The organism is Flavobacterium sp. HSC-61S13 (assembly GCF_024171535.1).
Classification (GTDB): domain Bacteria; phylum Bacteroidota; class Bacteroidia; order Flavobacteriales; family Flavobacteriaceae; genus Flavobacterium.
Genome location: NZ_JALJZV010000019.1, coordinates 1 through 24,525, shown reverse-complemented (window position 1 = coordinate 24,525; position 24,525 = coordinate 1). Strand labels below are relative to the sequence as shown.

The window sequence follows — 24,525 nt, the reverse complement described above, 5'->3', positions numbered from 1 at the left end:
TATTACAACAACTTAAACAAAATAACATTGAGTTAAATTAGATCTTTAACGCAAAAAAAGCAGTACGTAGAAAAAACTACTTACTGCTTTTTAAAATATTTTTAATTAAATATGAGAAACAGATCCTATCCGTTAATCCCTGATTTACATATCAAATTTATACATGGCTCCACCCATAACTTGAACTCCTTGAACTTTAAAATTATTCCAGCTCTCGTAATTCTTATTTAATAGATTATTACCGTTTAAAAATAGGGTCCAATGTTTACTTGGTCTATAACCCAATTTCAAATTCCAATCCACATAACTTTCCAAGGTTTTAATCACCGGGTTCGAAATAAAACCGGGATCAGTTGGGTCAACTACAGTTCCATTTCTAAAAAGATCTTTTCTTTCTCCTACAAAATAAACTTCAGTACCCGCAAACCACTTATCGGTTATTTCGATCTGTATATCTGCACCCACTTTTGCAGTAGGCATATTCCATGCTTCAGTCAAATCAGTAGTATAGTGACTAAAAGTCCCATTAACCCCCATGGTAACGTTTTTCTCAAAGTCAAAACGCAATTCCCCAAAGAAACTCAAGGTTTTTAAATTACTGTAGGTTAAATCGAAAGAGTTACCGTATTGATAACCCAAAGCAGTGGTTCCGCCCGAATAAGCACTACTCATAAAAAATGCCTTATCATCTTCACTCTTATAAGATCCTCTAATGTTGTACGAAATGGTATTGTCTAACTTACCTTTTAATCCCAAATAAATATTGTATTGCTCACTAGTTGGTAATATCGCATTACCCGGAGTAATAAATGGATTTTCCGCAACAAAATCAGCATAGCTATTTTGTTTTAAGCCTCCTTCTGCACCGGTATAAGCGATCAAAAGATTATCAACTAAATTGAATGACGCCTTGACCTGTGGGTAAATATAAAAGGCATTGTCTTTTTTACCTTTTAACTGCGAGTCGTTAAAAAACAATCCCGCTCCCAATTGTAAGGAATAGGTTTCGTCCTGAAACGCAATACTTGGCTCGACTCCAAAATTCATTTGGCGGTTGGTCTCTTTGTACTTCGTTTGAAAAACTTCGTAATCAGTACTGACATAATCCATAACTAAATTGACCGTTATGTCTTGCTCTCCTAAAGCCGTTTCAATTTTTGGTTTGATATAGAATCTATTTTCTTTGCTGTCAAAAGCATCCCAAAAATATTTGTATTTTAAATCTATGGAAGCTAATGGACTGTTGTTAAACTCCATTTTCCCTCCCACAAAAACCGATTTATATTGTTGTTCTTCGTCTATTCCACTGGCATCAAAATTCGTAAAATCCAAATCTTTCACAGGAAGACCATACCAATTAGTTACTTGATTTTGAAATCCCAAATCAATATTCCAATTGAATTTTTCTCTTTTACTTCCATAAGTAAGGTCAATAGCTGCCTTAGAGAAATAGTCATCGAGAATTTGATCTTTGATTCCCCCCTCTGAAGAGAAAAAATTAACCATACCAGCCAAATAATCCGTTTCACTGATTTTTTTGGTCAAAAACAACTCCCCTCTTAGGTTGAGATAATTCCCTAATCCAAATAAGGCGTAGTTGTTAAATGCCGCTAATCGCGGATCTTTTTCGACGTCTGCTGCTTTACCTTTTTCAGGAACAAACGTAGAAGCTACAGGAAAAGAATTAATCGAATAATTAATGTTTTTCTTTTGGGCATTGTCTTCGTCGCTCAGATTCGGCGTTTCACGCACTTTAAAAGCATCCGATATCGTCGCCTCATAGGGACGCACCACATTGACTACTTCCGTTCCTATATTCTCGTCCTTTTTATTTTTGCTTTTATCTTGAGCCACAGCTGTACTTGACAATAGTATAGCAACAGCAGATAAACTATATAAATGTGTTTTGTTCATCGTTCAATTATTTGTTTTGAAGAATTATTTAGAAACGGAAGAATTTCGCTTAGACTCTTCTTTCTTGATTGTATTCAGTTCATTTTGCGCCTCGGAAACCAAATCTGGATAATCGCTAAAATTCTTAACGACACTCTCTAATATATAGGTTGCCTGGTAACTATCCTTTAAGGCATAAAAGTTCTTAGCCATCAACACCAAGCCTTTGGCTCCATAATATTTATAACCGGAATAGTCTTTAGCCAATTTTTGAACTGCCGTATTAGAGCTTTCAAATTTGCCTTCTTTATTTTTAAAATAAGCATCGTAATACAAGGCTTCTGCCGCTAGCTCTCCTTTTGCAATGGCCGCTACTTTAACATAAGCTGCTTTGGCTTTTGCATCGTCATTGGCGTGAATAGCTGCTCGTGCAATAATAACTTGAGCATCACTTTTCACTTTTGCATCGGCCTTTGGATTGTTTAAAATCTTTTCAGCATATACAACAGCCTGTGCATCATTTTTCTGATCGTAATACACTTTCATCAAATTGGATTGTGCAAAAAGCGTGTTCTGTTGATAGTCCGAAAGCGTTTCTAATTTCTTTAAAACTTCTACTGCTTTAGTCGATTCTTTCTGAGCTAAATAAATTTCACCCAATCGAGCTAAAGCCGGCTCTGAAAATGCATTTCTGGCTTTTGATGCTACATATTCGAAATGTGGTATTGAAGTCGATACATCTTTAGCGGCATAAAATATTTCTCCTAAATAGAAATTCGCCTTTAACGCATGAGCTCCATTAGGGAAATTAGCTAGATAAGAAGCAAATCCTTTAGTGGCCTGTGCTGTATTATTCTGTAGGTATTGCTTTTCAGCCGCCTCATACGAATCGTTATCTAAATCTGAATTGGAAACTTCTACAAAATCTAAGTTCTTCACCCAAGTAGCATATTCTTCTACTTGTCCGTTATCTACATAGATCAATCGCGCATTAGAAACCGCTTCATTAGCTTCAGGCGTATTCGGATAGTCCGCTACTACTTTTTTGAATTTTGCTAAGGCTTTGTCGTTCTCGTTGCTGTTGTAATACACCAGTCCCTGACGTAATATGGCTCTGGATACAAAGGAACTAGTCGGGTAACTCTTAATCAGTTGATCCAAAGTTTGAACTCCCTTCTGTGCCTGATTAGTGGTTATATAAGTATTCCCTATTTCGTATAAGGCATCATCGGCGAAATTGGATTTTGGATACTTTTTTACAAAGGCATTCAAATCTTCTATTTTTCGATCATTCCTGTCTACAAATCCATAAGACATCGCCTTTTGAAAGGTAGCGTATTCCACATCAGCAGTATTACTTTCAATCACTTTATTGTAAGCCTCCATGGCAGGCCAATATTTACCTAAAACGAAATTGCAATCGCCCAATCGAACATAGGCATCGTTCTTTCTAGAAACGTCTGCTTTTGACACGTTTACAAATTTTTGAAACGCAGCGGCAGCGGGTTCATATTGTTTTAGTTTAAAGTATGCATAGGCTTTACTGTACTCGATATTCAAATATTCAGGTGTTTTTGACGCTTCTGAATAGGAGAGAAAAGCATCATACGATTCTAATGCCTTTGCAAATTGCTGGCTATTAAATTCTGTTTCCCCTTTCCAATATTGTGCTCGTGCAGTAAATTTAGCATCTTGCTTTTCACTTATCGATTTATTGAATAAGTCTAAGGCCTCCTTGTACTGGCTGTCTGAATAAAATTCTAAGCCTCTATAAAACGTAACTTTTTGATACGCCAACTTGTTTTGGATGCTCTTGTTGTTTTCCAATAAAACTAAAGCCTCTTTATAGTTTTTTGAAGTGATATAGGAATCGATCAATAAGGACTCCAATTCATCCTTAAAAGGGGAAGTGGGATACTTGGCCAAAAATGCCGTGATAACCCCAGGTACACTCTGATAGGGGTTTCCTATTTCATAACTGAGTTTGGCATAGTTCAAATAGGCGTCTTGTTGAATTTTAGGTTCAAAATTCATTTCAGATGCATTTTTGAAGGCATTTAAGGCTTGTGGTTTTTTGTCGGTGTGCAGATAACTCTCCCCCAAATGATAATATGCATTTTGAGCTACACCATCATTTCCACCGATTATTTTATTAAACTGTTCAATAGCTTTCTCGTAATCCTTTGATTTATAATAAGCATATCCCAATTGATAGAAGTCGGTATTGCTCCATCTTCCATTTTTTCCTTTGTAATCCAACAGATATGGCAAAGCCTTATCAAACTGATTTAGGTTGAAATAACTCTCACCGATTATTTTGGAAAGTTCTGATTTTTCAGCCTCAGTAGCCTTCCCCATTTGCTCGACCCCTTGCTTAATGGCCTTGTCAAAATTACCTGACTTAAAGCTCATATCCGCCTGAAAATAACCCATTTTCTCTTTGTACTTCTCTTTGCTCTCTACTTGTTCAAACAGTTGATTAGCATCTTCGTAGTTATCGGAATCATAGGCGATATAGCCCAAATAATAGACCGCTTGTTCACCGTATTCTTTACTCTCCTTTACTTTTGTAAAGTATTTTTGAGCCTCTTTTTTATTTTTGACAAAAAAGTTACCATATCCCTTTTGAAAGTAAAAACGATCTAAATCGCGTTCACTCATCGCATTTTCCTTTACTTTTTGAGCAAAACGCAAAGATTGTGCATAATCGCCCTTGTCGAAATAAAACTTAGTTACTTCAACATACGCTTGATTTTGCTTGGCACTCGTTGGATAATTCTTAACAAATAAATCAATTTTATCCTCTGCTCCATCTTGTTCTAAGCGGATGGCACAATTGGCTATATAGTAAGCACATTCTGCTTCTAACTCATTTTCCTGATTATTCTGAGCTACTTTAATTTTATCAAATAAAATTTGAGCGGCTAAATATTGTTCTTCTTTATATAATGCTACGGCATGATTAAAATCGGAAAGTTCACCAGTATATACGGCACTTTGCTGTGCACTAGCCACGACACTTCCCAGAGATAATGACAAATAGAATAACCTATTAATTTTTCGCATTTTTATTTTATTTTAAAATTCAAATATATCATATTTTAGCTTATTAACGTTCGTAATTAGCAATATATTATGGTACTTTTTCGCCCTTTTATCCATCGGTGAATCATCATAGAGGCAAATTGTCTTATTCCCAATTTACAGTCAAAAAAATCTTGATTTAAACGATTTTACTTCCTACATTTACCACTCAAACTAAGAATCCTATGTCACTAGCTGTTTTATCACTTCAAAATGCCACAATTTACCAAGATGATTTCGCTGTATTGTCTCAGATAAACCTCGAAGTTCAAAAAGGAGAATTCATTTACCTGATCGGTAAAACCGGAGCTGGTAAAAGTAGTTTTATGAAAACGCTTTATGCCGATTTGAAATTACAAGAAGGTACAGGGACTATTGTAGACTACGACTTAGTAACACTTAGAGAAAACGATATTCCTTTTTTAAGGAGAAAACTCGGCATCGTATTTCAAGATTTCAAACTTCTTCCCGATCGAAATATCTACAACAATTTGTTGTTTGTATTAAAAGCGACGGGCTGGGTAGAAAAAGAAGCGATGCACCGCAGAATCGAAGAGGTTTTAGATCGCGTAGGTATGTTATCACATGCTCGAAAAATGCCCCACCAAATTTCCGGTGGTGAGCAACAACGTGTAGCCATAGCCCGTGCACTTCTCAACGATCCGGACTTGATTTTAGCAGACGAACCTACTGGTAATTTAGATCCCCAAACCAGCGTTGAAGTCATGGAAGTACTACAGAAAATTAATCAAAACGGACGAACCATTATTATGGCAACCCACGATTATGCTTTGCTGTTAAAGTATCCAGCTAAAACTTTAAAATGTGAAGATGGAAAATTATTTGAAGTAGTTCAACGAACGGTTTAAAATATGTTGTCAATTTTAATTCCAACCTACAATTATGATGTCTATCCCTTAGTCGATAGATTACATCAAGAATGTGTACAATTGGGTATTAATTTTGAAATTATCTGTTCTGATGATGCCTCAACGGTTCCGTATCCCTACAGCAAAATTGAATCACTATCAAATTGCTACTACCACATACAAGTTAAGAACATGGGATTGAGTAATTCTAGGAATTTTCTAATAGAGAAATCCATATATGATTATAATCTGCTTTTAGATTGTGATACCCTACCTGTTTCAAAAGATTTTGTAAAGAAATATTTAGATGGTATACTGTATCACCAAGAAAAGATATTATCAGGAGGACTTCGCTATCAACAAGCAGATCAAGCTAAAAGCAAGAGTTTACGTTGGATCTATGGTCAATCAAGAGAAGCCATACCTACAGCTATTCGTCAAAAAAGACCTTATAACTATTCCTTGTGTTCCAATATATTTTTCAACAAGAAAACCTTAAAAGACCTTCGATTTGATCGAGATATTAAGGAATACGGTTATGAAGATTTTATTTTTTTTAAAAACCTTCAAAAACGAAAGATCGAAGTTTATCATATCGAAAACTCCGTATTTCATCTAAAAGTAGAGTCTTCCCTCGCTTTTTTAAACAAAACGCAACAGGCTCTTCAAACTTTAAATGGTCTTCTAATGGAAAAGCAGATCACTAAGCAAGACACTTCTCTACTAAGGACATATGGAATTTTAGATAATCTTTACCTGACACAAAGCAGCAGTTGGTTATTTTCAAAAAGCCAACGGTATTTTGAAAAAAATCTATTATCCGACACTCCTTCTTTATTTTTGTATGACCTTTATAAATTGGGCTATTTCTGCTCTCTACAACGCATCAAATAACCTCTTCCACTTTGCAAGTATTGGTTCCAGTTGGTAATCTACTAAAGACTTTTTCGCTCTATCTTCTAAACTTGCACGAAGTTTCTCATCTCGAATCAATAGTCTAATTTTTTCTTCAAATTCAGCTAAATTTCCATCGACAATTAAAAAACCGTTATACTGATCTCTCACAATTTCATTAATCCCAAAAGGAACATCAAAGACCACCACGGTTCTACCATTGTTTAAAACCTCTAACAAAGCCATGGGCATACCCTCCTTGTAGGCAGTATGTATCATAAATGCAGAATTTCTAATATTTTTAGAAATGTTACTTGTTTCACCATGAAAGAAAACTTGTTTAGCATTTCGAGCCAATAGACCTTCAAGCAGCAATTGATCTTCATATTTTCCATAAATATGTAAACTCCAATCCGGATAATCTGAAGATATTTTTTCGAAGATGGTTAGCATTCGATCGTATCCTTTTTCAGCAGAGACTCGACCAATAGCAATAATTTCTTTAGAATCACATTCCATAGATAATTCACTAGTGGATTCAATGAAATTAGGAATTACATCCACCACTGCATGGTGCCACTCTGTTTTGCTTTCTTCATTCAACAAGATGATGCGATCAAATTTTGTATACAATCGATCAGAAATCCAAGTAATAAAAAAGTTTTTTACGCGATTATTTTTATTTTTATATAAAAACGCTCTTGATCCATGAATTTCAAACCATAAGGGACGACCTAACAAAAAAAGTGTAGAAAAGTAAGCTTTAAAACCGTTATCGTTGACAATGACTACATTCGGATTTATTTCATTGATGATTTTTTGCACTCGTTTATAGAACGGAATTAAAGCGAATAAATTGGTCATTTTACTTTTTAAGAAATAAAATTTAATCCGTGAATCAAACGAATAAAAAGGCGTTTCGGTCTCATCATTTGTACTAATAATAGACACTTCAAAACCCCATTTTTCAATGAAATTATTCGCTTTTAAAGATGTTATTTTAGCAGTTCCCCCAGAATCGGATATTTTGGTAGATAAATAGACTATTTTCATTTTAAGTTCATTAAATTAATCCATTGTTTTCCCACAGCCTCCAATTCAAATATTTTTACAGATTCCCGGGCAGTTCGCTTACAATGATTATATAATTCACGATCATTTACAAAGCGATCCAAAGCTTGCTGTAACATGATTTTATTTTGATTTTCTACTAGAATACCATTTTCTTCGGGAATAATTATCTCACGAGGTCCTGTTTCACAATCATATGAAACCACTGGAGTATGGCACGCTAAACTTTCAATCAAAACCATCGGCAATCCTTCAAATTGACTACACAATACCAGAAATTTAGCCTTTTCCATATACTTATAGGGATTGGATTGATAACCGATAAAGTGCACAAAGTGCTCCAAATTATACCGTCTAACTTGATCTTCTAGTTTTGACACCCCATGACCACTACCACAAATTACTAAATGCACTTGCCTATCTTTTAGACAGGAATTAGAATAAGCTTCTATCAGATGATCAAATTGTTTGATGGGATTTTCCAACTGCCCCACGGCAATAATATATTGAAAATCTAAATCGATTGGTTCCATCATCAAACGATCGATTGAAACAAAATCGACGGGATTATAAATGGTAGATAAATTGGCCAGTTGCTGTTCTTGAAAGACTTTGTCATTAATCGCATTAGTTATTGCAACAATTCGATATGCTCCAGCGTACATACTTTGCGCTAGCCATTTTGTTTGAGGAATATACTCATCTGTTTTTGAACTGTGAATAGTAAAAATAGCAGGAGCGTTATAGAGGTATTTAGCAATAATCCATTCTTGTATTCCTTTGGTACGAAATCGAAAATCTATAATATAGTCAAACTTATTATTTCTAAAAAATTGATATAATCCTACTACCCTATTAAATTTTCCTATTAAGCCATTTCGATTCCTTTTTAAGGAAGATGTCGAAAAAACCTCTCCCTTATATTCATAACCCAGTTGATCTATAACCGTAGCAATGTGAATTTCGATTCCCATTTGATCAAAATAAACTGAAAGATTCGCCATCACTCGATCAGAACCGCCACCACTTAAGCGAAAACCGACCAAGGCAATCTTATATTTATTTTGTAATTTCATGATCTTTTCTCTAATTTTGAGCAAATACCGTTTTTTATGCAAGCTCTTCCTTGGGTTACTGTTATCTGCCTGTGTTATAATCAACAAGATTACGTCCTCGAGACATTAAATTCCGTATTAGCACAAAGTTATAAAAATATTGAAATTATAATCGTTGATGATTTTAGCACTGATAACTCCGTAAAAGTAATCGAACGTTGGTTAATAAAAAACCCTAATGTTTTATTTATTAAAAATGATCGTAATCTTGGCAATACCAAAAGCTTCAACTTAGCTGTCCATAAATCCAAAGGATCTTTCTTAATAGATTTAGCTTGTGATGATCTTCTATTTGAAAACACCGTAAAATCACAGATCTCCAATATTCTACAGACCGATTTAGATCATACGGCATTTATATATGCCAATGCTATTAATATAGATCAGAAGGGGGATTTTATATCCTACTTTTTTCCTGTTGATTCCAACAAAAAAGTATTAAAAAAAAGAAATTCCGGTAATATTTATAGTGAAATATTAGCAGGCGGTTCAAGTATATGTTCTGTCACGGCTTTACACAATAGAAAAATATTTGAAAAACTAGACGGCTACGATGAGACTTTGTTTTATGAAGATCTAGACTACTGGATAAGAGCATCACGCACTTATAAAATCTATTATACCGATGAAATTTGGGTAAAAAAGCGCTACTTAAAAAACTCACTCGGAGCTAGTTTTGCAAAGAAGGATTTGTTTGCGCATAAATTAAGTATTTCTACCTATTATATTCTCAAAAAAGCCCTAAAGTTAAATCAATCTAAAACGGAAGATACTGCTTTATTAAAACGAATTCATTACGAATTACACCAAAATACAAAAAAAGGGGAATACCTCTTATTAATCAAGCTCCTCCTATTAAAAACTAAACTACATCTCTTAACGCTATGTCGTTAATGCCTTATTTTTATACAGTTTGACCTTTCGTAAAAAACCAGATATTATACAAGAAATTACATACCCAATCCAAACAAAACCCAATAACATAAAAGGCATGTACCATACAATAAAATTCATGTGAGTATGAATATAAGAGTGGCTTTTGAAAATTACGAACCAGGACAATGGGGCTGAAATTGTAAACCACATCGTATACATTAAAGCCAGACCTTTAGTCTTTTGACTACTATTTAACCTGTTAAAAAATAACAGAATCAAAAACAATAAAGAAAAGCCCGCAAAAACGAAAATAACCTCTAAAAAACTAATCGCAATGGAATCATTTGCTTTATTGAAGATAAAAGCATTACCCGATAAATACTGATCTAAAACTGCCCAAACCGAACTGTCTAACGACTCTTTATAAGGTGTTGAGAAACTGCTCGAATTAGCGTATGTTCTCCTAAAAAACGTATCTTTTAAATAAATAAATCCATTAGCTGCTTCTAAATTTTTCTTTCCAATCAATTGAAAAATAAGCAGACAAACGGATCCAAGTATACCCGTTAAAAAACCCATGGATGAAAATAATAATCTATTTATAAAAATTTTTAACGACCATCTATCCAAAAGTGCATAATAGACAAAGGGAGTTATAGACATAATCAAAGTCGTAGTAATATACTCAAATCCTGTAATCAGACATTTAATAAAAACCAAAAGAAAGGACCATAGGTAGATTTGTTTCGAATAACTGATGTTTTGAGTCAATCGAAATATTCTTTTGTTTAGGAATAACAACATAAAAATAAACGGCAGATAAAAAGACCATAAACTCCACCAGAGATTTCTACTAAAAACAATAATCCAATCCGACAACAACAGTAGGCAGAGACTAATTAAGACCGTTAAAAAACCATACTTGCTTCTCACCCAAAACAGAAATAAAGTAAAGAACAGCGCTAATAAAGTAGCTGTAATCATATAAAACCCAACCAGATTTTCGGAATTAGAAAATGGGGATATTTTATTCAAAATAGAAAAGAGGATTCCCTGTCCTCCATTCTGGCTATTATAGGTATCAAAATCTTCTTTATCTGCGTAAATTCCATCTTCGAAAATACGATATTGATCTGTGAGATAATCCTTGTAACACCCTGGTAGACCGTTTTCATAAAACACACCTTCTCTTTCTGACAATGCTAATCTTCCGATAATTAATGATTCTGAATCCCGTTGAAAATTCTTAAAATCACCATCTAGGCGACCAAAAAAATTCGTGTAAAACACCACAGTAAATAAAATGAAGACCGCAGTAAAAAAAGAGTAGTTTCTAAAATTTAAAAGCATATTTCTTCATTTTTAATTTCATGTTTTTTCTATCGATATTTGTAATTAAATCTAAGATTAAACCACAACAGAAGAGCAATGCAGCCATTATAACTAAACCAAGAGCTAAAATTGCAGTAGGAACTTTATAAACAAAACGAAATTGGATGTATTCATATACAGGGAAACTACCTAAAACACAACCTATAACCAACAAAAACAAAGCTATTATTGAAAAGAAGGAGAGCGGCTTATAAAGTCTATACAAATTGAAAAAAGTAAATATTACTCTGATTCCATCACTATAAGTGTTTAATTTGGAAAAGCTACCCTCTGGGCGATCTCGATAATCGATGGGAACTTCCTTTACCTCTAAATCATAATTTAAAGCAAACAAGGTTAAATCTGTTTCAATTTCAAACCCCTTAGCAAAAGAGGCGTAATTTTGAACAAATGCCCGATCAAAGACCCTGTATCCACTTAATATATCTTTTATATTAGATTTAAAAAAAGTGTTGATTAGCCGATTCATCAATGAGTTTCCAAAATTGTGGAATTTTCTTTTGTTTTGATATTTATAGGAACAATTGGATAAGCGATCACCAACAACCATATTTGCATTTGATTTTTCTAAAATAGAAATCATTTGTCTCGCACTTTCCGCGGGATAGGTATCATCTCCATCTACCAAAACATAAAAATCTGCCTCAATACTATTAAATAGTCTTGATACAGCATAACCTTTCCCCTGTTTGGCTTCAAACAAAACTTTAACTCCTAACGTCTCTGCAACAACCCCAGTAAGATCACTTGAATTGTTATTACAAACGTATATAGAAGCCTCTGGAAGGTGTTTTTGAAAATCTTGTATAACGATTTCAATGGTACTTTCCTCATTATAACAAGGTATTAAAACAGCGATCCTATTCCCCATATTTTAAATTTAAAAAACTTTCATCACCCTATTTACATTTTTCTTAATCGCATCAAATTAACAAATAAAATCCAGTAGATATCAAGAGATTTAAATTAAAAAAAAACCAACTCTACGAGTTGGTCTTTTAATAGTTATTTCAGAATAATCTTATCGATAATTACCTTGTCATTTTCATAAAAACGAATAGAATACACCCCCTTAAAAGATTGATTTAAAAATACTTTATTATTGTCTTTATTCAGTTTTTGTTCTAAAACTTTTTTTCCTTTAATATCATATATTTCAATATAGTAACTATAGCGCTCTTCAAAAGGATAAGTGACATAAAAAGTGCCTGTTGTAGGATTCGGATATAAAATTAGTTTTTTAGATTCTACTTGTTGGCTTAAAGTACCTTCATCAAACACAACCTCCTTGAATGCACTAGAAGTACTAGTATTGCAATCCATTATGTAGGCTTGAAATACAGACCCTTCTCTTGCGTGAAAACCCGGTGTTAACACTACGTAATCAGAAGCCGTGTACACAGCAGTTCCAGCAACAATATTTCTTGCAGTTAAGACTCCAGCTTTAGAAAAATCTTGTTGCCCCTGATTAACTCTTTTCGTAATGGTTAGGTTCTCCGGACAATTATTACAAGATCTCAAACAAGGTGACGAGTATACCTTATTACGGATTACATTACCCGGTTGCCATCCGAATCCATTATTTAAACTTATTCCGACATTGCCTAAAACATGGCAATAACTCATAATTGTTCCCCCACCTTTAGGAGGTAGCAGCCCGATATAATTATACCCTGCCTCTCCACAATTTTCATTATATTGTATGATATCAGCTGTTTGTCCACAACCATCAATAACATCCTTACCACTAAAACCCCAATAACATCCATGGGTATGTTCTGATCCGAGAAGGTGTCCAAACTCATGTGAAATAACAATTGTATTCCAACTATAATTAGGAAAAACGGCTGTATTCTTACGCACACCAGAAACGCTATGACTATACGACTGGCATAAACCACCCACAAAAGCCCTACCTCCCGATGTTTCATAGGTTAAGAGCTGTGCTAGATCACCATTATAAACAGTTCGAATAGCATTAAATCGAGTCAACAAATCGGACGTGGTTTGAAACCCTATACCATACGGATCTTGAACATCCCAAACTCTAATAGTGGAAAGTTTTGTCCTAATCCCATCGTTATAAAATAAAGATTCCGTTTGGGTATATAAAACAACTACATATTCAACTACTTTAGATATACTTTTCCAGTCTTGGAATATATCGAATCGCGTTTCAAAATATAAGTTGACACATTTATTTGAATCACGAGCAGAAATGTCGTCAGTGGCAGGAACTTTATTATGAACGGACTCTTCGACTACACCACATTTAAAATCATTTATTACACTGATATTATCTACTGGGTAAATAGCAATTAGCGAGTTATTTGATAGTTTTTCTATATTATAGTCTCCATAAGTTGGAGAAGAGATAAATCCACTAACTTGGTCTTCAAAAAAAGTCAGCGAAACTAAACTTTTCTCCTCATTTGCCAAGATTCCCCGAAATACCTTTACTTTAAGATCTACTTTCACTTCATCACCATTTCCATTTATTACTACCAAATCATCTAATCCGTCTGACATTTCAAAAACCTCTATATCAAATATTTGCTTGCGATAAGCAATTTTAAACTTTACAATACCTAGTATTTCCTTATTAAGCAAGTCTGTGGTTTGGTATTCATACAATTGCAAATCTTCCGTATCGAAAAGTACTTTTTTAAATTCGGTTACTAAATGCCTTGCATCTCTAGCTACTAAAAAAGGTTGCTCAAATGATCTAATATCAACTGCGGATTTACGGCGCTGTATTTCCTCATAAACCATATAGGATTGACTATAACCTTCAAAAAAAGTCAATAGAAAAACCCCCATTAATAGTAATTTTTCCCATCTCATAGCTTCACTGATTTAGAATCAACATCTTTACGAAGCTGTTTCAATTCCTTGTTTAACTCAATAATATACAAGGTCAGTTCTTCTATCTTTTCCTGCTGGATTTTAGAAATCTCTCCTAAGTTTAATCCTTCTTCTTCTATGACAGCACCCGATGGCACATTGGGAAGGTGTCCGTTTTTCTTAATAAAAATTTCCACTTCCTCTAAGGGTTTTAGAAAGTAAGCATCGTCAAAAACATAATCGGCCCAAGTAGTATACACCTTAACCTCTTCTGCGCGAATTTTCCCCTTCACCGATAATTTATATAGTGTAGAACCATCGAAGAAATTATTAGTTCCAATGCCCATGCTTTTACCGACATACACATTTTCTTCTAATCTGGTATCACCACTGCGAACAATCAGATTATTTCCTGGAAAATCACTTCCCCATCCTCCGATCACAATACGAGAATTACTATTTGGCATATGGATGTAATCGCCAAAGCTAGTCCCTTCAGACAGTTTTATCGCCTCACTGCCATCCCGATGTCTCAGAACAATAGCTGTATGACTATTACTCACCATATCTAACCTAAATCGATTTACGTTATTTTCATCAGCTAGCTCAAATGCTGCAAATGAATTCAAACCTTCATTCGTCCAAGATTTAGGCCTATGGTAGTAATTAAATGTGCGTCGACCATAAGATCCCAATAAAGAGCCAATAGACAAATACGCCCGATTATTATTGAAGTCACCCTGCACCTCCATATTTACAGTCTTGATATTACCTAAGACATCCAATTTTGCCGTCGGCATAAGGGTACCAATCCCGACATTTCCTGCACTTGGAAATGTATTATTGATTAAAGGCTGATTTTGCCCAAACAAAACAGTGTTGGTAAACACGGCTAATAATAAAATCTTGATTTTCATAAAACATAATTTTAAAGTTAATACCTTTAAATATAACGCTTTACAAGTTTTTTTTAAACTGGAAATATATTTTTACTAAAAAACGATTTAATTATATAAACTGATCAATGAGCTCAAAGTAATTAAAATAATAAATCATTAAAAATACTTGTTTTTACTAAAAATAAACTAAAAAAACAATCTAAAAAACAGCATTACAATAACAAAAACACTTAAATTATAAATAAAATATTAAAAATAAACTCATTTTGCTTTCTGAATATCCCGTATCGTTAAAACTATTTAATAAAAAAGCACCATTGCTATCAATGGTGCTTTTCCTAATAAAAAATATTATCTATTTTATTTTTTCGCTTCCTTTTTTCTCGCATCGATTCGATCCTGAGCTATTTTCATAGCGGCCTGTTGCGTGGTTATATTATTCTTTTCTGCGTATAAGAAGATTTCTAAAGTAGTGTGGTAAATGTTTTCAGTTCTACGCATCGCTTCTTCTTTTCCATATCCTACGATTTCACCGTAAACATTGATAATTCCACCGGCATTAATCAAAAAATCAGGAGCATAAGAAATGCCGCGATCTTTTAAAATCTGACCGTGTACCTTATCATTGGCCAATTGGTTGTTTGCTGCACCAGCAATCACCTTAGCCTTGATTTTAATAACGGTATCGTCGTTGATTGTTGCACCCAACGCACACGGCGAGTAGATGTCCACATCTGCACTGTAAATATCAGCACCCGTAAAGATTTTAGCGCCATACTTTTCGCTGACCTCTTTTACTCTAGCTTCATTAATGTCGATAATTTGAACTACCGCTCCTTCTTTAGTCAGGTAATCCACTAGGGTTTCTCCCACATGTCCTATACCTTGTACCAATACTTTTTTACCTTGCAGTGCATCACTGCCGAATTGATGTTTAGTCGCAGCTTTAAGTCCCATAAACACACCGTAAGCCGTAACTGGCGAAGGGTTTCCAGATCCACCTCTAGACTCCGAAATCCCAGTGACATAGGGAGTGACATCACGTATCATATCCATATCCTGAGTAGTTGAACCGACATCCTCTGCCGTGATGTATTTCCCACCCAGAGAGTTTACATATTCTCCGAATTTCTTAATCATTTCAGGAGTTTTATCCTTTTTGGAATCTCCGATAATAACTGCTTTTCCTCCTCCTAAATCCAAACCGGTTATGGCGGACTTGTAGGTCATACCGCGAGACAATCGCAGCACATCATTTAATGCCTCCCATTCGTTAGCATAATTCCACATTCTGGTTCCACCCAAAGCTGGACCTAATACCGTATTATGAACCCCTATTATAGCTTTTAATCCACTATCCTTATCGTAACAAAACACAATTTCTTCGTGATCATCAAACGATAGTTGCCCAAAAACTGGGTCAATTTTATAAAGTTCTTTTGCTTTAATTAATTCTGTAGCCATACCAAATGTTTTAATTAAAAATTTCTGATTATTCAAAATCCTATTTCAAATTTAAGGTTTAATTCCTAATAACACAATGAAATGGACAATTATAAAACATTAATAAATAAAATAACTACAACGGACATACTCCAAAAATTCTTCACAAACAACAAGTCCGCGTCCTTACTTGGATTTTAAAAACAAATCAAAATCGCGTATATAATCCGCTTCATCAAATTCGTCCGAAGATACGACCAAGCACACCGAACCCGACGAAAAGTTCTTTAGTTCACGCCAAACTCCATGAGGTATCAATAAGCCCTTATTTGGGCGATTTAAAGTAACAGTCTGCTCCATGATCCCGTCGTGAAGAATTACATCAAAACTGCCAGAAAGCGCAACTAAAAAGGCACTTTGCTCTATATGCGCATGCCCTCCCCGTTCCGCTCCTGATGGAACATCGTACAAATAATAGACCCGTTTAATCATAAAGGGGATAATATCCTTTTCGATAACCGAAAGATTCCCCCGTGGATCTTCGATTTTCGGAAGATCTATAATGCGAATATTCATGATTTAAAAACTAATTTATTAAACAACACAGCTATCTGGGCGATTTTCAATATCTACAATAACCGCCACACCTACTGCAATCAATAGCTAAAGAACTAAATCTTTTTCCTAAAATAAAAGATCAAAAGTCCTAAATAAATAAAATAAGTACAGGCGTGCGCCATCGTAGCTCCTTCAATACCATAATGATCAATCAGAAAAACACTCGACATTACCAAAGTCAGAAACGATAAGCTTTCCGTAATCAGATAAGCAATGACTATCCTTTTAGCATAAAACAGTATACCAAAAATCAACGAGACCGCTTTGAAAAAGTCTCCCAGTAATTGCCAGGATAAGATATACGATACCGCTAAAAATTCCTCAGACATCAACAGCGTGATTACCGCAGTTCGAAATTGATATATCATCAATAAACCCAATGCGAAGATCGGCAATATCCAAATGAAGTAGTACTTGATTTCTTTTCTAATAATTTCGCGATTCCCCAAAGACAATTTGGGTAAAAAATATACCGCAATCAGCGAATTTATAAACATCATATAAAAATTGGATATCCTATTGGTTGCTTCCCAATAACCCGCTGCATCGATACCTTGATGATCAATGAGGTATGTTCGTATATAAAAAGACACCAGCGGTGCTACAAAACCCGTAAACAACGCCATGATCGAATAGACAAATAAAGGTTTCAGCAGTTGAAAGTTAAACGATCTGCGGTCTATTTTTAGACTATTTATTAAATCCTTCCGAATACCGACAAAGGAAATCAACCCTACAAAAGCAGGTGCTAACATCAGTGCCAACAACGCCCCGTTTAAAGTCCAATAATACACCAACAAAGCACTTATAGCAAACCCCAATAAATTGCCAACGATATTGATCGTCATCAAGGTTCTATAACGCTCTAAACCGTTGATGATGGATATAAAAACAATATTAAATGCTTGAATGGGAAAAACACAGGCCAAAACAACAAATAAAAACGAAAAGGACAATCCTTCATCAAAGATATAATCGCTTAACCGTTGCCGAAAAACAAAAGAAACCCCACTAATCAACAGCGAGAAAATCGCAATAGCTACCACCAAAACCGCTATGAACTGAGACTTTTTCTGTTCATCCGTCCGGTATTCCGAAATATACTTGACGATTCCATTTTGAAATCCCAAGGTAGATACCGACTCAAGAGAAGTTAGGAAATTCCGAAAATTCCCCATCAAAGCCATTCCGGCGGGCCCAACATAAACCGCAATTAATTTGGCGGTTATTATACCGGTCAACATGCGAATCAACAAGTTGATATTATTTAAAATACTCACCTGAAAAAGCTTGCTGGATATTATTTTTCTAAAAGCATTCAATAGTTAGTAACTGTTTATAACATCGATAATGTGACTCACTTCTTGCTCTGTCAACACCGGACTCATCGGTATACTAACCACTTCTTGATGGATAAGCTCCGTCACGGGTAAATGCATTTTTCGATAGGAAGCCATCGCTTTTTGATGATGCGGCGGTATAGGGTAATGTATCAGGGTCTGTATGTCGTTTTTCAATAAAAAATTCTGAAATGCAATTCGATCAGAAACCCGCACTACAAACAGATGAAAAACATGCGCTTTTCTATCGACTACTTTGGGTAAAATAATCTTGTAATTATCGATTTCTGTCAAATATCGGTGAGCGATGATTTGACGTTCGTGGTTGTGTTGGTTTAAAAAAGGTAGCTTAATATTTAAAAAAGCTGCTTGAATCTCGTCTAAACGCGAGTTAAAACCCAATAATTTATTTTGATATTTAATTTCTGAACCATAATTCCTTAAAATTCTAATTTTTTCGGCAAGTAGCGCATCGTGAGTCGTTACACAACCCGCATCTCCTAAGGCTCCAAGGTTTTTACCGGGATAAAAACTAAATCCAGCAGCATCGCCAATTGATCCCGCAAAGTGTTCTCCAAAAACAGCTCCGTGTGCTTGGGCAGCATCTTCGATTAAAAGCAAATGATTTTCACGTGCAAAATCAACCATCTCCTGAGCTTCAGAAATCTGCCCATAAAGATGCACCATTAAAATAGCCCTGGTTTTATCGGTTATCTTCTCCTTAACAGATTCTAAAGACAAATTATAGGTATCCAAATCCGGTTCTGCCAACACTGGAACTAAATCGTTGTGAATCAAAGCCAAAATACTAGCTATATACGTATTCGCAGGAACAATAACCTCGTCTCCCTTATGCAGTTTCCCCATAGCTATATAAGCCCTGAAAATCAACATTAAGGCATCCAAGCCATTTCCCACTCCCACACAAAAAGGTACCCGACAATACTTGGCAAAGTCATGTTCAAAACTCATGACTTCATCACCAAGCACAAACCATCCTTTTTCAAAAAGCTGCTTCGTCTTATCCAAAAAAGCTACTTCAAAAGGCTGATTGATCTTTTGTAAGTTTAAAAACGGAATTAAATCCATAGCTGTTTCAATTTTAAATGGTTTGTAGTTTTAATTCTATAAAAATTTTGAACCACAGCTCTAGCACCAAACCCTTCCTTCCAGTACAATAAACCCTTGTTCAGCTTTCGCCCCTCTTCCTCATTACTAATACCGAAGTCAAAAAATTGCTTACCGGCAAATACGTTTTCGATCAAATGCGCATGGAGTAAATCCAGTCCTCCCAAATTATTATAGCCATCCACTCCAGCAATGTATTGAACATGTGCTGTAGTTTCCGTTTCAAAAACCATAGCTCCGCCGATAATCCGATCAGCGTACACGTTAAACTGCCGAATTTGATTCGGAAAAAAACCTTTCAATATTTGAATCTCCTCCAAAGTATGAACAGGTGATTTGTGATATTTACGCTCCAAATTCGGAACTAATACTTGCTCCCAAAAATCACTCATATCGTCCGTTTCCAACACGGTCAAATGATTCTTGATCGCCTTCTTTATTTCAGACTTTTTATTACTTCCAAAACTGGTCGGTTTTGCCAAATCGATTACCGACAACAAATCACGACGCCTTAAAGTCGCTTCAGTCACAAAAGAAATATACTCGAGTTCATCGGCGAAATCAGTATTATACATTACCGGTATTACCTTTATTTCCAGATTGCTGATCTGACGCTGTTCCAGAAATTCTAACACCGTCGCAAAAGCTTCAAAAAAAGTCTGAGACCTGATGTTTGACGCACAAATCAAACCGCCATAAGTCAAGCCTGCATGCGAGGTCAACACGTCTTTTTCAACCGTAGCAGGTAAAACAGCCACTAAAATATCCTTCTTATAAACCATCAATGAATAATCGGTGAATCGATCCTGATGATACTCCATAAAATCCCGATGAAACAAAAAAGTTGCATTTTTTGCCTTGGCAATAAAATTATTCCATTCCTCAAAATGAGACCTATCGTAAATTATAATAGAAAATTCGTTCAAAGCCCTGTAAAATTAGGTCGTAAAATAACAATTTAAAAACAAAACAGCCTTGAATTTGACCGTTTTTTTAAGTTTTCTTTTAGAAAATTAAATCGATAACACCTACAAAGGTAGAAAATACTTATTTTTGACGCTAAATCAACGATCTTGCTGCGCTATAAAGTTGTACGGATAGAGTAAAAACAGTATATTTGCACCTTATATTATTTTAAAGTTAATTATGATAAAAATTACATTACCAGACGGTTCAGTGAAGGAGTTTTCTTCAGGAAGCACTCCTTTTGATGTTGCACAAAGTATAAGCGAAGGTTTAGCCAGAAATATCATTTCTGCAAACTTCAATGGTACCACCATCGAAACGACCACACCACTGACGACCGACGGTAGTTTAGTTTTATTTAGCTGGAATGATGTTGAGGGTAAAAAAGCTTTTTGGCATTCTACTTCTCACGTTATGGCACAAGCCTTACAGGAATTGTATCCAGGTATCAAATTAACCATCGGACCCGCCATTGAAAATGGATTCTACTATGATGTAGATTTTGGAGACAACAAAGTAACCGATGCCGATTTCAAAAAAATTGAAGATAAGGTACTCGAAATCGCTAGAGGAAAACACGAATTCACTATGCGCTCTGCTACTAAAGCAGAAGCATTAGATTTTTATAAAAAAGAAGAAAACCCTTACAAGGTTGAGTTGATCGAAAATTTAGCAGACGGTACAATTACCTTCTGTGACCATGCTACTTTTACAGATTTATGTCGTGGAGGTCATATTCCAAACACGGGAATCATCAAAGCTTTTAAAGTACTTTCCATTGCTGGGGCTTACTGGAGAGGTGATGAGAAAAACAAACAGTTAACACGTGTTTACGGGATTTCATTTCCAAAACAAAAAGACTTAACAGAGTATTTAGCCCTATTAGAGGAAGCTAAAAAACGCGATCACCGAAAACTAGGTAAAGAATTAGAATTGTTTGCTTTTTCACAAAAAGTAGGTCAAGGTTTACCGTTGTGGTTACCTAAAGGAGCTGCTTTGCGCGATCGTCTGGAACAATTCTTGAGAAAAGCTCAGAAAAAAGCGGGTTACGAACAAGTAGTAACACCACATATCGGACAAAAGGAATTGTATGTTACCTCTGGCCATTACGCCAAATACGGTGCCGACAGCTTCCAACCGATCCACACTCCTGTAGAAGGAGAAGAGTTTTTATTAAAACCGATGAACTGTCCTCACCACTGTGAGATTTACAATACCAAACCTTGGTCGTATAAAGACCTACCAAAGAGATATGCTGAATTTGGTACCGTTTATAGATACGAGCAATCTGGTGAATTACACGGTTTAACCCGTGTGAGAGGCTTCACTCAAGATGATGCCCATATTTTCTGTACTCCAGATCAATTGGACGAAGAGTTCAAAAAAGTAATAGACTTGGTTTTATACGTTTTCAGCTCTTTGGGCTTCGAGAACTTTACAGCACAAGTATCTGTACGTGATTTGAACACACCAGATAAGTATATCGGTTCTTTAGAAAACTGGGAAAAAGCGGAACAAGCGATTATCAATGCCGCCAAAGACAAAGGTTTAAATTATGTGATTGAAACAGGCGAAGCTGCCTTCTACGGTCCTAAGTTAGACTTTATGGTTAAGGATGCCTTGGGAAGAAACTGGCAATTGGGAACCATTCAGGTGGATTACAATTTACCGGAGCGTTTTGACTTGACTTACAAAGGGTCTGACAATGAATTGCACCGTCCGGTGATGATTCACAGAGCCCCTTTTGGTTCAATGGAACGTTTTATCGCTATTCTTTTAGAGCATACAGCAGGAAATTTCCCACTTTGGTTGATGCCGAATCAGGCTATCATACTGTCTTTGAGTGAGAAATATGAAATATATGCTAAAAAAGTTTTAGATTTGCTAGAAAATGACGAAATTCGCGCCCTGAACGATCACCGAAATGAAACGATTGGTAGAAAGATTAGAGAGGCAGAAGTTCAAAAGTACCCGTTTATGCTGATTGTAGGAGAAGAAGAAGAGCGAAATGGAACGGTTTCTGTGCGTAGACACGGAGATGATGGAAAGTCAAATCAGACGATGAAAATAGAAGAATTTATTCAACTTGTAAAAGATGAAGTAAACCGTTCTGTTCAACCGTTTTAAATAAAGTATAACCAGCTTGTCAAACAAGCACTAAAATTATAAGGCCATAGCAATAAGAAATAATAGAGGGATGAAACCCCGAGTAGAAAAGAAAGACTTGCATCGTATTAACAGTGCAATTAGAGTCCCTGAAGTTCGACTTGTCGGAGAGAATGTTGAATTAGGTGTTTACAAAACATCTCAAGCATTACAGATGGCTGAGCAACAAGAATTGGACTTGGTTGAAATTTCACCCAATGCAGCGCCTCCCGTTTGTAAGATTATAGATTACAAAAAATTTCTTTATGAGCAAAAGAAACGGGACAAAATGCTTAAAGCCAAATCTACACAGATTACGGTAAAAGAGATTCGTTTTGGACCTCAGACTGATGAACATGATTATGAATTTAAAAAGAAAAATGCGGTTAAATTCCTTAAAGAGGGATCTAAATTAAAAGCATTCGTATTCTTTAAAGGACGTTCTATCATCTATAAAGATCAAGGACAAATTCTATTGCTGAGATTAGCACAAGATTTGGAGGAATTTGGTAAGGTTGAATCCATGCCGGTTCTGGAAGGAAAAAGAATGACTATGTTCATCGCTCCTAAAAAGAAAAAATAAAATTCCGATTCGGGATTTTCAAAATAATTAAGTAAGATAAACACAAATACCTAGGAACAAAATGCCTAAAATGAAAACTAAATCTAGTGCCAAGAAACGCTTTCAAGTGACTGGTTCTGGAAAGATTAAGAGAAAACATGCTTTTAAAAGTCACATTTTGACTAAAAAATCTAAAAAGCGTAAATTAGCTTTAACACATTCTGGTTTGGTTCACCAATCAGATATGAAAAGCATTAAACAACAATTGAGATTAATCTAATCGTTGTTTACGGTTAACATCATTTAATAACCCTGGAGTGGCGCAAAGAAAACTTTAGAAGTGTTTGAAAAAAACCGCCCACTACAAAAATACATTTAAAATATGCCAAGATCAGTAAATTCAGTTGCTTCAAGAGCACGAAGAAAAAGAATATTGAAGCAAGCCAAAGGTTTCTTTGGAAGACGTAAAAACGTTTGGACAGTAGCTAAAAACGCGGTTGAAAAAGCCATGGTTTACGCTTACCGTGATAGAAAACAAAAAAAGAGAAACTTTCGTGCATTGTGGATTATGCGTATAAACGCTGGAGCTAGACTTCACGGTTTAAGCTATTCACAATTCATGGGGAAAGTAAAAGCTAACAACATCGAATTGAACCGTAAAGTTCTTGCAGATTTAGCTATGAACCACCCTGAAGCTTTTTCAGCTATCATCACGAAAATAAAATAAACGTTTGTCAAATCTGCTTTATCTTACTTAATATAAAAACCCGCTTTTTGCGGGTTTTTTTTTCGAAAATCGTGAGTCGTAAGTTGGTAATCGAAAGTCAGGAAAGATTAAAGCTCCTTACTTTTTACATATTTTATCAACCCACTCAACATTTTTCCAATATTTTCGATTTTAAACAGCAGATCCTCTTGCTGCTCTAATGAAATAAAATCAAGATTAAAAGCAATAATAACCTGTGTCTCCAACTCATTTTTACTACCTAAGGCTATATACAAAAATTGAATATATTCTTTAGATCCTTTCCTAGCTGATCCTTCTGAGATATTTGATGGAATTGATATAGCCGATCTCCTTATTTGATTGGTCAAACCATATACCTCCTCCCGAGGAAAAGCCTTCGTAACCATATATATATCCGTGACTAATTGTATTGATTTATTCCAAACATCTAAATTCCTATGTGTTTTCATAATGTTCCAATATAATAGTTTACGAGGACTAGTATACTGATTATCAAATAAAAAAACAAACTTAACAACAAAAATCGCATTCAAATTACGACTCTCAAATTACGACTCTCAAATTACGACTCTCAAATTACGACTCTCAAATTACGACTCTCAAATTACGACTCTCAAATTACGACTCTCAAATTACGA

21 protein-coding genes are annotated in these 24,525 nt (G+C 35.2%); 7 read left to right on the top strand and 14 right to left on the bottom strand.

Annotation, left to right across the window (positions count from 1 at the left end; translation table 11 throughout):
• Positions 1–144 precede the first annotated feature (144 nt).
• Positions 145–1,914, bottom strand: coding sequence for a TonB-dependent receptor (locus tag L1275_RS14660; RefSeq protein WP_253475022.1), 1,770 nt, complete (start codon positions 1,912–1,914; stop codon positions 145–147).
• Between the two features lie 24 nt (positions 1,915–1,938).
• Positions 1,939–4,959: a tetratricopeptide repeat protein gene (locus L1275_RS14655; RefSeq protein WP_253475019.1), complete on the bottom strand. Its 3,021-nt coding sequence runs from the start codon at positions 4,957–4,959 to the stop codon at positions 1,939–1,941.
• 203 nt (positions 4,960–5,162) lie between these two features.
• On the opposite strand from L1275_RS14655, the gene L1275_RS14650 reads away from it, so the two are divergent.
• Positions 5,163–5,846, top strand: coding sequence for a cell division ATP-binding protein FtsE (locus L1275_RS14650; RefSeq protein ID WP_253475016.1), 684 nt, complete (start codon positions 5,163–5,165; stop codon positions 5,844–5,846).
• 3 nt (positions 5,847–5,849) lie between these two features.
• On the top strand, positions 5,850–6,740 hold the full coding sequence (locus L1275_RS14645) for a glycosyltransferase family 2 protein (RefSeq protein ID WP_253475013.1): 891 nt from the start codon (positions 5,850–5,852) through the stop codon (positions 6,738–6,740).
• On the opposite strand, the gene L1275_RS14640 is transcribed toward L1275_RS14645, so the two are convergent.
• On the bottom strand, positions 6,723–7,793 hold the full coding sequence (locus L1275_RS14640; RefSeq protein ID WP_253475010.1) for a glycosyltransferase: 1,071 nt from the start codon (positions 7,791–7,793) through the stop codon (positions 6,723–6,725). The genes L1275_RS14645 and L1275_RS14640 overlap by 18 nt on opposite strands.
• Entirely contained in the window at positions 7,790–8,887 is a 1,098-nt protein-coding gene (locus tag L1275_RS14635; RefSeq protein ID WP_253475007.1) for a glycosyltransferase, read from the bottom strand. Before L1275_RS14635 ends, L1275_RS14640 begins: the two co-directional genes overlap by 4 nt.
• Before the next feature lie 36 nt (positions 8,888–8,923).
• Between L1275_RS14635 and L1275_RS14630 the strand changes: the two genes are divergently transcribed.
• Positions 8,924–9,820, top strand: coding sequence for a glycosyltransferase (locus L1275_RS14630; RefSeq protein ID WP_253475004.1), 897 nt, complete (start codon positions 8,924–8,926; stop codon positions 9,818–9,820).
• On the opposite strand, the gene L1275_RS14625 is transcribed toward L1275_RS14630, so the two are convergent.
• The 9 genes from L1275_RS14625 to L1275_RS14585 all read right to left on the bottom strand — a co-directional run bounded on the left by L1275_RS14625 (position 9,809) and on the right by L1275_RS14585 (position 20,392).
• Positions 9,809–11,152 (bottom strand): hypothetical protein, encoded by a 1,344-nt coding sequence (locus tag L1275_RS14625; protein ID WP_253475001.1) that lies wholly within the window; start codon positions 11,150–11,152, stop codon positions 9,809–9,811. The genes L1275_RS14630 and L1275_RS14625 overlap by 12 nt on opposite strands.
• Positions 11,136–12,065 (bottom strand): glycosyltransferase family 2 protein, encoded by a 930-nt coding sequence (locus L1275_RS14620; RefSeq protein ID WP_253474998.1) that lies wholly within the window; start codon positions 12,063–12,065, stop codon positions 11,136–11,138. Before L1275_RS14620 ends, L1275_RS14625 begins: the two co-directional genes overlap by 17 nt.
• Before the next feature lie 134 nt (positions 12,066–12,199).
• The gene (locus tag L1275_RS14615) at positions 12,200–14,038 is read right to left on the bottom strand and encodes a zinc-dependent metalloprotease (RefSeq protein ID WP_253474995.1); all 1,839 of its coding nucleotides are present in this window, start codon (positions 14,036–14,038) and stop codon (positions 12,200–12,202) included.
• Complete coding sequence (locus L1275_RS14610) at positions 14,035–14,955, bottom strand: hypothetical protein (protein WP_253474992.1); 921 nt, start codon at positions 14,953–14,955, stop codon at positions 14,035–14,037. Before L1275_RS14610 ends, L1275_RS14615 begins: the two co-directional genes overlap by 4 nt.
• A 342-nt stretch (positions 14,956–15,297) precedes the next feature.
• Positions 15,298–16,401 (bottom strand): Glu/Leu/Phe/Val dehydrogenase, encoded by a 1,104-nt coding sequence (locus L1275_RS14605; RefSeq protein ID WP_253474989.1) that lies wholly within the window; start codon positions 16,399–16,401, stop codon positions 15,298–15,300.
• A gap of 165 nt (positions 16,402–16,566) precedes the next feature.
• Complete coding sequence (locus L1275_RS14600; RefSeq protein ID WP_253474970.1) at positions 16,567–16,956, bottom strand: FdtA/QdtA family cupin domain-containing protein; 390 nt, start codon at positions 16,954–16,956, stop codon at positions 16,567–16,569.
• 95 nt (positions 16,957–17,051) lie between these two features.
• The gene (locus L1275_RS14595) at positions 17,052–18,278 is read right to left on the bottom strand and encodes an oligosaccharide flippase family protein (RefSeq protein ID WP_253474967.1); all 1,227 of its coding nucleotides are present in this window, start codon (positions 18,276–18,278) and stop codon (positions 17,052–17,054) included.
• A 45-nt stretch (positions 18,279–18,323) separates the two neighbouring features.
• The gene (locus tag L1275_RS14590; RefSeq protein ID WP_253474964.1) at positions 18,324–19,427 is read right to left on the bottom strand and encodes a DegT/DnrJ/EryC1/StrS aminotransferase family protein; all 1,104 of its coding nucleotides are present in this window, start codon (positions 19,425–19,427) and stop codon (positions 18,324–18,326) included.
• Positions 19,418–20,392, bottom strand: coding sequence for a GNAT family N-acetyltransferase (locus tag L1275_RS14585; RefSeq protein WP_253474961.1), 975 nt, complete (start codon positions 20,390–20,392; stop codon positions 19,418–19,420). The genes L1275_RS14590 and L1275_RS14585 overlap by 10 nt, the downstream gene beginning before the upstream one ends.
• A 220-nt stretch (positions 20,393–20,612) precedes the next feature.
• Here L1275_RS14585 and thrS point away from each other — a divergent pair, with 220 nt between their 5' ends.
• The 4 genes from thrS (at position 20,613) to rplT (ending at position 23,866) form a co-directional block, all read left to right on the top strand.
• On the top strand, positions 20,613–22,559 hold the full coding sequence (gene thrS, locus L1275_RS14580; RefSeq protein WP_253474958.1) for a threonine--tRNA ligase: 1,947 nt from the start codon (positions 20,613–20,615) through the stop codon (positions 22,557–22,559).
• 70 nt (positions 22,560–22,629) lie between these two features.
• Complete coding sequence (gene infC / locus L1275_RS14575) at positions 22,630–23,160, top strand: translation initiation factor IF-3 (protein WP_253474955.1); 531 nt, start codon at positions 22,630–22,632, stop codon at positions 23,158–23,160.
• A gap of 61 nt (positions 23,161–23,221) precedes the next feature.
• Complete coding sequence (gene rpmI, locus L1275_RS14570; RefSeq protein WP_253474952.1) at positions 23,222–23,419, top strand: 50S ribosomal protein L35; 198 nt, start codon at positions 23,222–23,224, stop codon at positions 23,417–23,419.
• Between the two features lie 102 nt (positions 23,420–23,521).
• Positions 23,522–23,866 (top strand): 50S ribosomal protein L20, encoded by a 345-nt coding sequence (gene rplT, locus L1275_RS14565; RefSeq protein ID WP_253474949.1) that lies wholly within the window; start codon positions 23,522–23,524, stop codon positions 23,864–23,866.
• A 107-nt stretch (positions 23,867–23,973) separates the two neighbouring features.
• Here rplT and L1275_RS14560 read toward each other — a convergent pair whose 3' ends face one another.
• The gene (locus L1275_RS14560; protein WP_253474946.1) at positions 23,974–24,336 is read right to left on the bottom strand and encodes a four helix bundle protein; all 363 of its coding nucleotides are present in this window, start codon (positions 24,334–24,336) and stop codon (positions 23,974–23,976) included.
• Positions 24,337–24,525: the final 189 nt, after the last annotated feature.

Excerpts from the sequence above, each read along its gene's own strand:
- L1275_RS14625 (WP_253475001.1), bottom strand. The coding sequence starts at position 11,152 with ATGCTTTTAAATTTTAGAAACTACTCTTTTTTTACTGCGGTCTTCATT.
- L1275_RS14660 (WP_253475022.1), bottom strand. The coding sequence starts at position 1,914 with ATGAACAAAACACATTTATATAGTTTATCTGCTGTTGCTATACTATTG.
- L1275_RS14640 (WP_253475010.1), bottom strand. The coding sequence starts at position 7,793 with ATGAAAATAGTCTATTTATCTACCAAAATATCCGATTCTGGGGGAACT.
- rpmI (WP_253474952.1), top strand. The coding sequence starts at position 23,222 with ATGCCTAAAATGAAAACTAAATCTAGTGCCAAGAAACGCTTTCAAGTG.
- L1275_RS14610 (WP_253474992.1), bottom strand. The coding sequence starts at position 14,955 with ATGAAAATCAAGATTTTATTATTAGCCGTGTTTACCAACACTGTTTTG.
- L1275_RS14590 (WP_253474964.1), bottom strand. The coding sequence starts at position 19,427 with ATGGATTTAATTCCGTTTTTAAACTTACAAAAGATCAATCAGCCTTTT.
- L1275_RS14605 (WP_253474989.1), bottom strand. The coding sequence starts at position 16,401 with ATGGCTACAGAATTAATTAAAGCAAAAGAACTTTATAAAATTGACCCA.
- thrS (WP_253474958.1), top strand. The coding sequence starts at position 20,613 with ATGATAAAAATTACATTACCAGACGGTTCAGTGAAGGAGTTTTCTTCA.
- rplT (WP_253474949.1), top strand. The coding sequence starts at position 23,522 with ATGCCAAGATCAGTAAATTCAGTTGCTTCAAGAGCACGAAGAAAAAGA.
- L1275_RS14600 (WP_253474970.1), bottom strand. The coding sequence starts at position 16,956 with ATGAATATTCGCATTATAGATCTTCCGAAAATCGAAGATCCACGGGGG.
- L1275_RS14650 (WP_253475016.1), top strand. The coding sequence starts at position 5,163 with ATGTCACTAGCTGTTTTATCACTTCAAAATGCCACAATTTACCAAGAT.
- L1275_RS14620 (WP_253474998.1), bottom strand. The coding sequence starts at position 12,065 with ATGGGGAATAGGATCGCTGTTTTAATACCTTGTTATAATGAGGAAAGT.
- L1275_RS14635 (WP_253475007.1), bottom strand. The coding sequence starts at position 8,887 with ATGAAATTACAAAATAAATATAAGATTGCCTTGGTCGGTTTTCGCTTA.
- L1275_RS14645 (WP_253475013.1), top strand. The coding sequence starts at position 5,850 with ATGTTGTCAATTTTAATTCCAACCTACAATTATGATGTCTATCCCTTA.
- infC (WP_253474955.1), top strand. The coding sequence starts at position 22,630 with ATGAAACCCCGAGTAGAAAAGAAAGACTTGCATCGTATTAACAGTGCA.
- L1275_RS14560 (WP_253474946.1), bottom strand. The coding sequence starts at position 24,336 with ATGAAAACACATAGGAATTTAGATGTTTGGAATAAATCAATACAATTA.
- L1275_RS14630 (WP_253475004.1), top strand. The coding sequence starts at position 8,924 with ATGCAAGCTCTTCCTTGGGTTACTGTTATCTGCCTGTGTTATAATCAA.
- L1275_RS14615 (WP_253474995.1), bottom strand. The coding sequence starts at position 14,038 with ATGAGATGGGAAAAATTACTATTAATGGGGGTTTTTCTATTGACTTTT.
- L1275_RS14655 (WP_253475019.1), bottom strand. The coding sequence starts at position 4,959 with ATGCGAAAAATTAATAGGTTATTCTATTTGTCATTATCTCTGGGAAGT.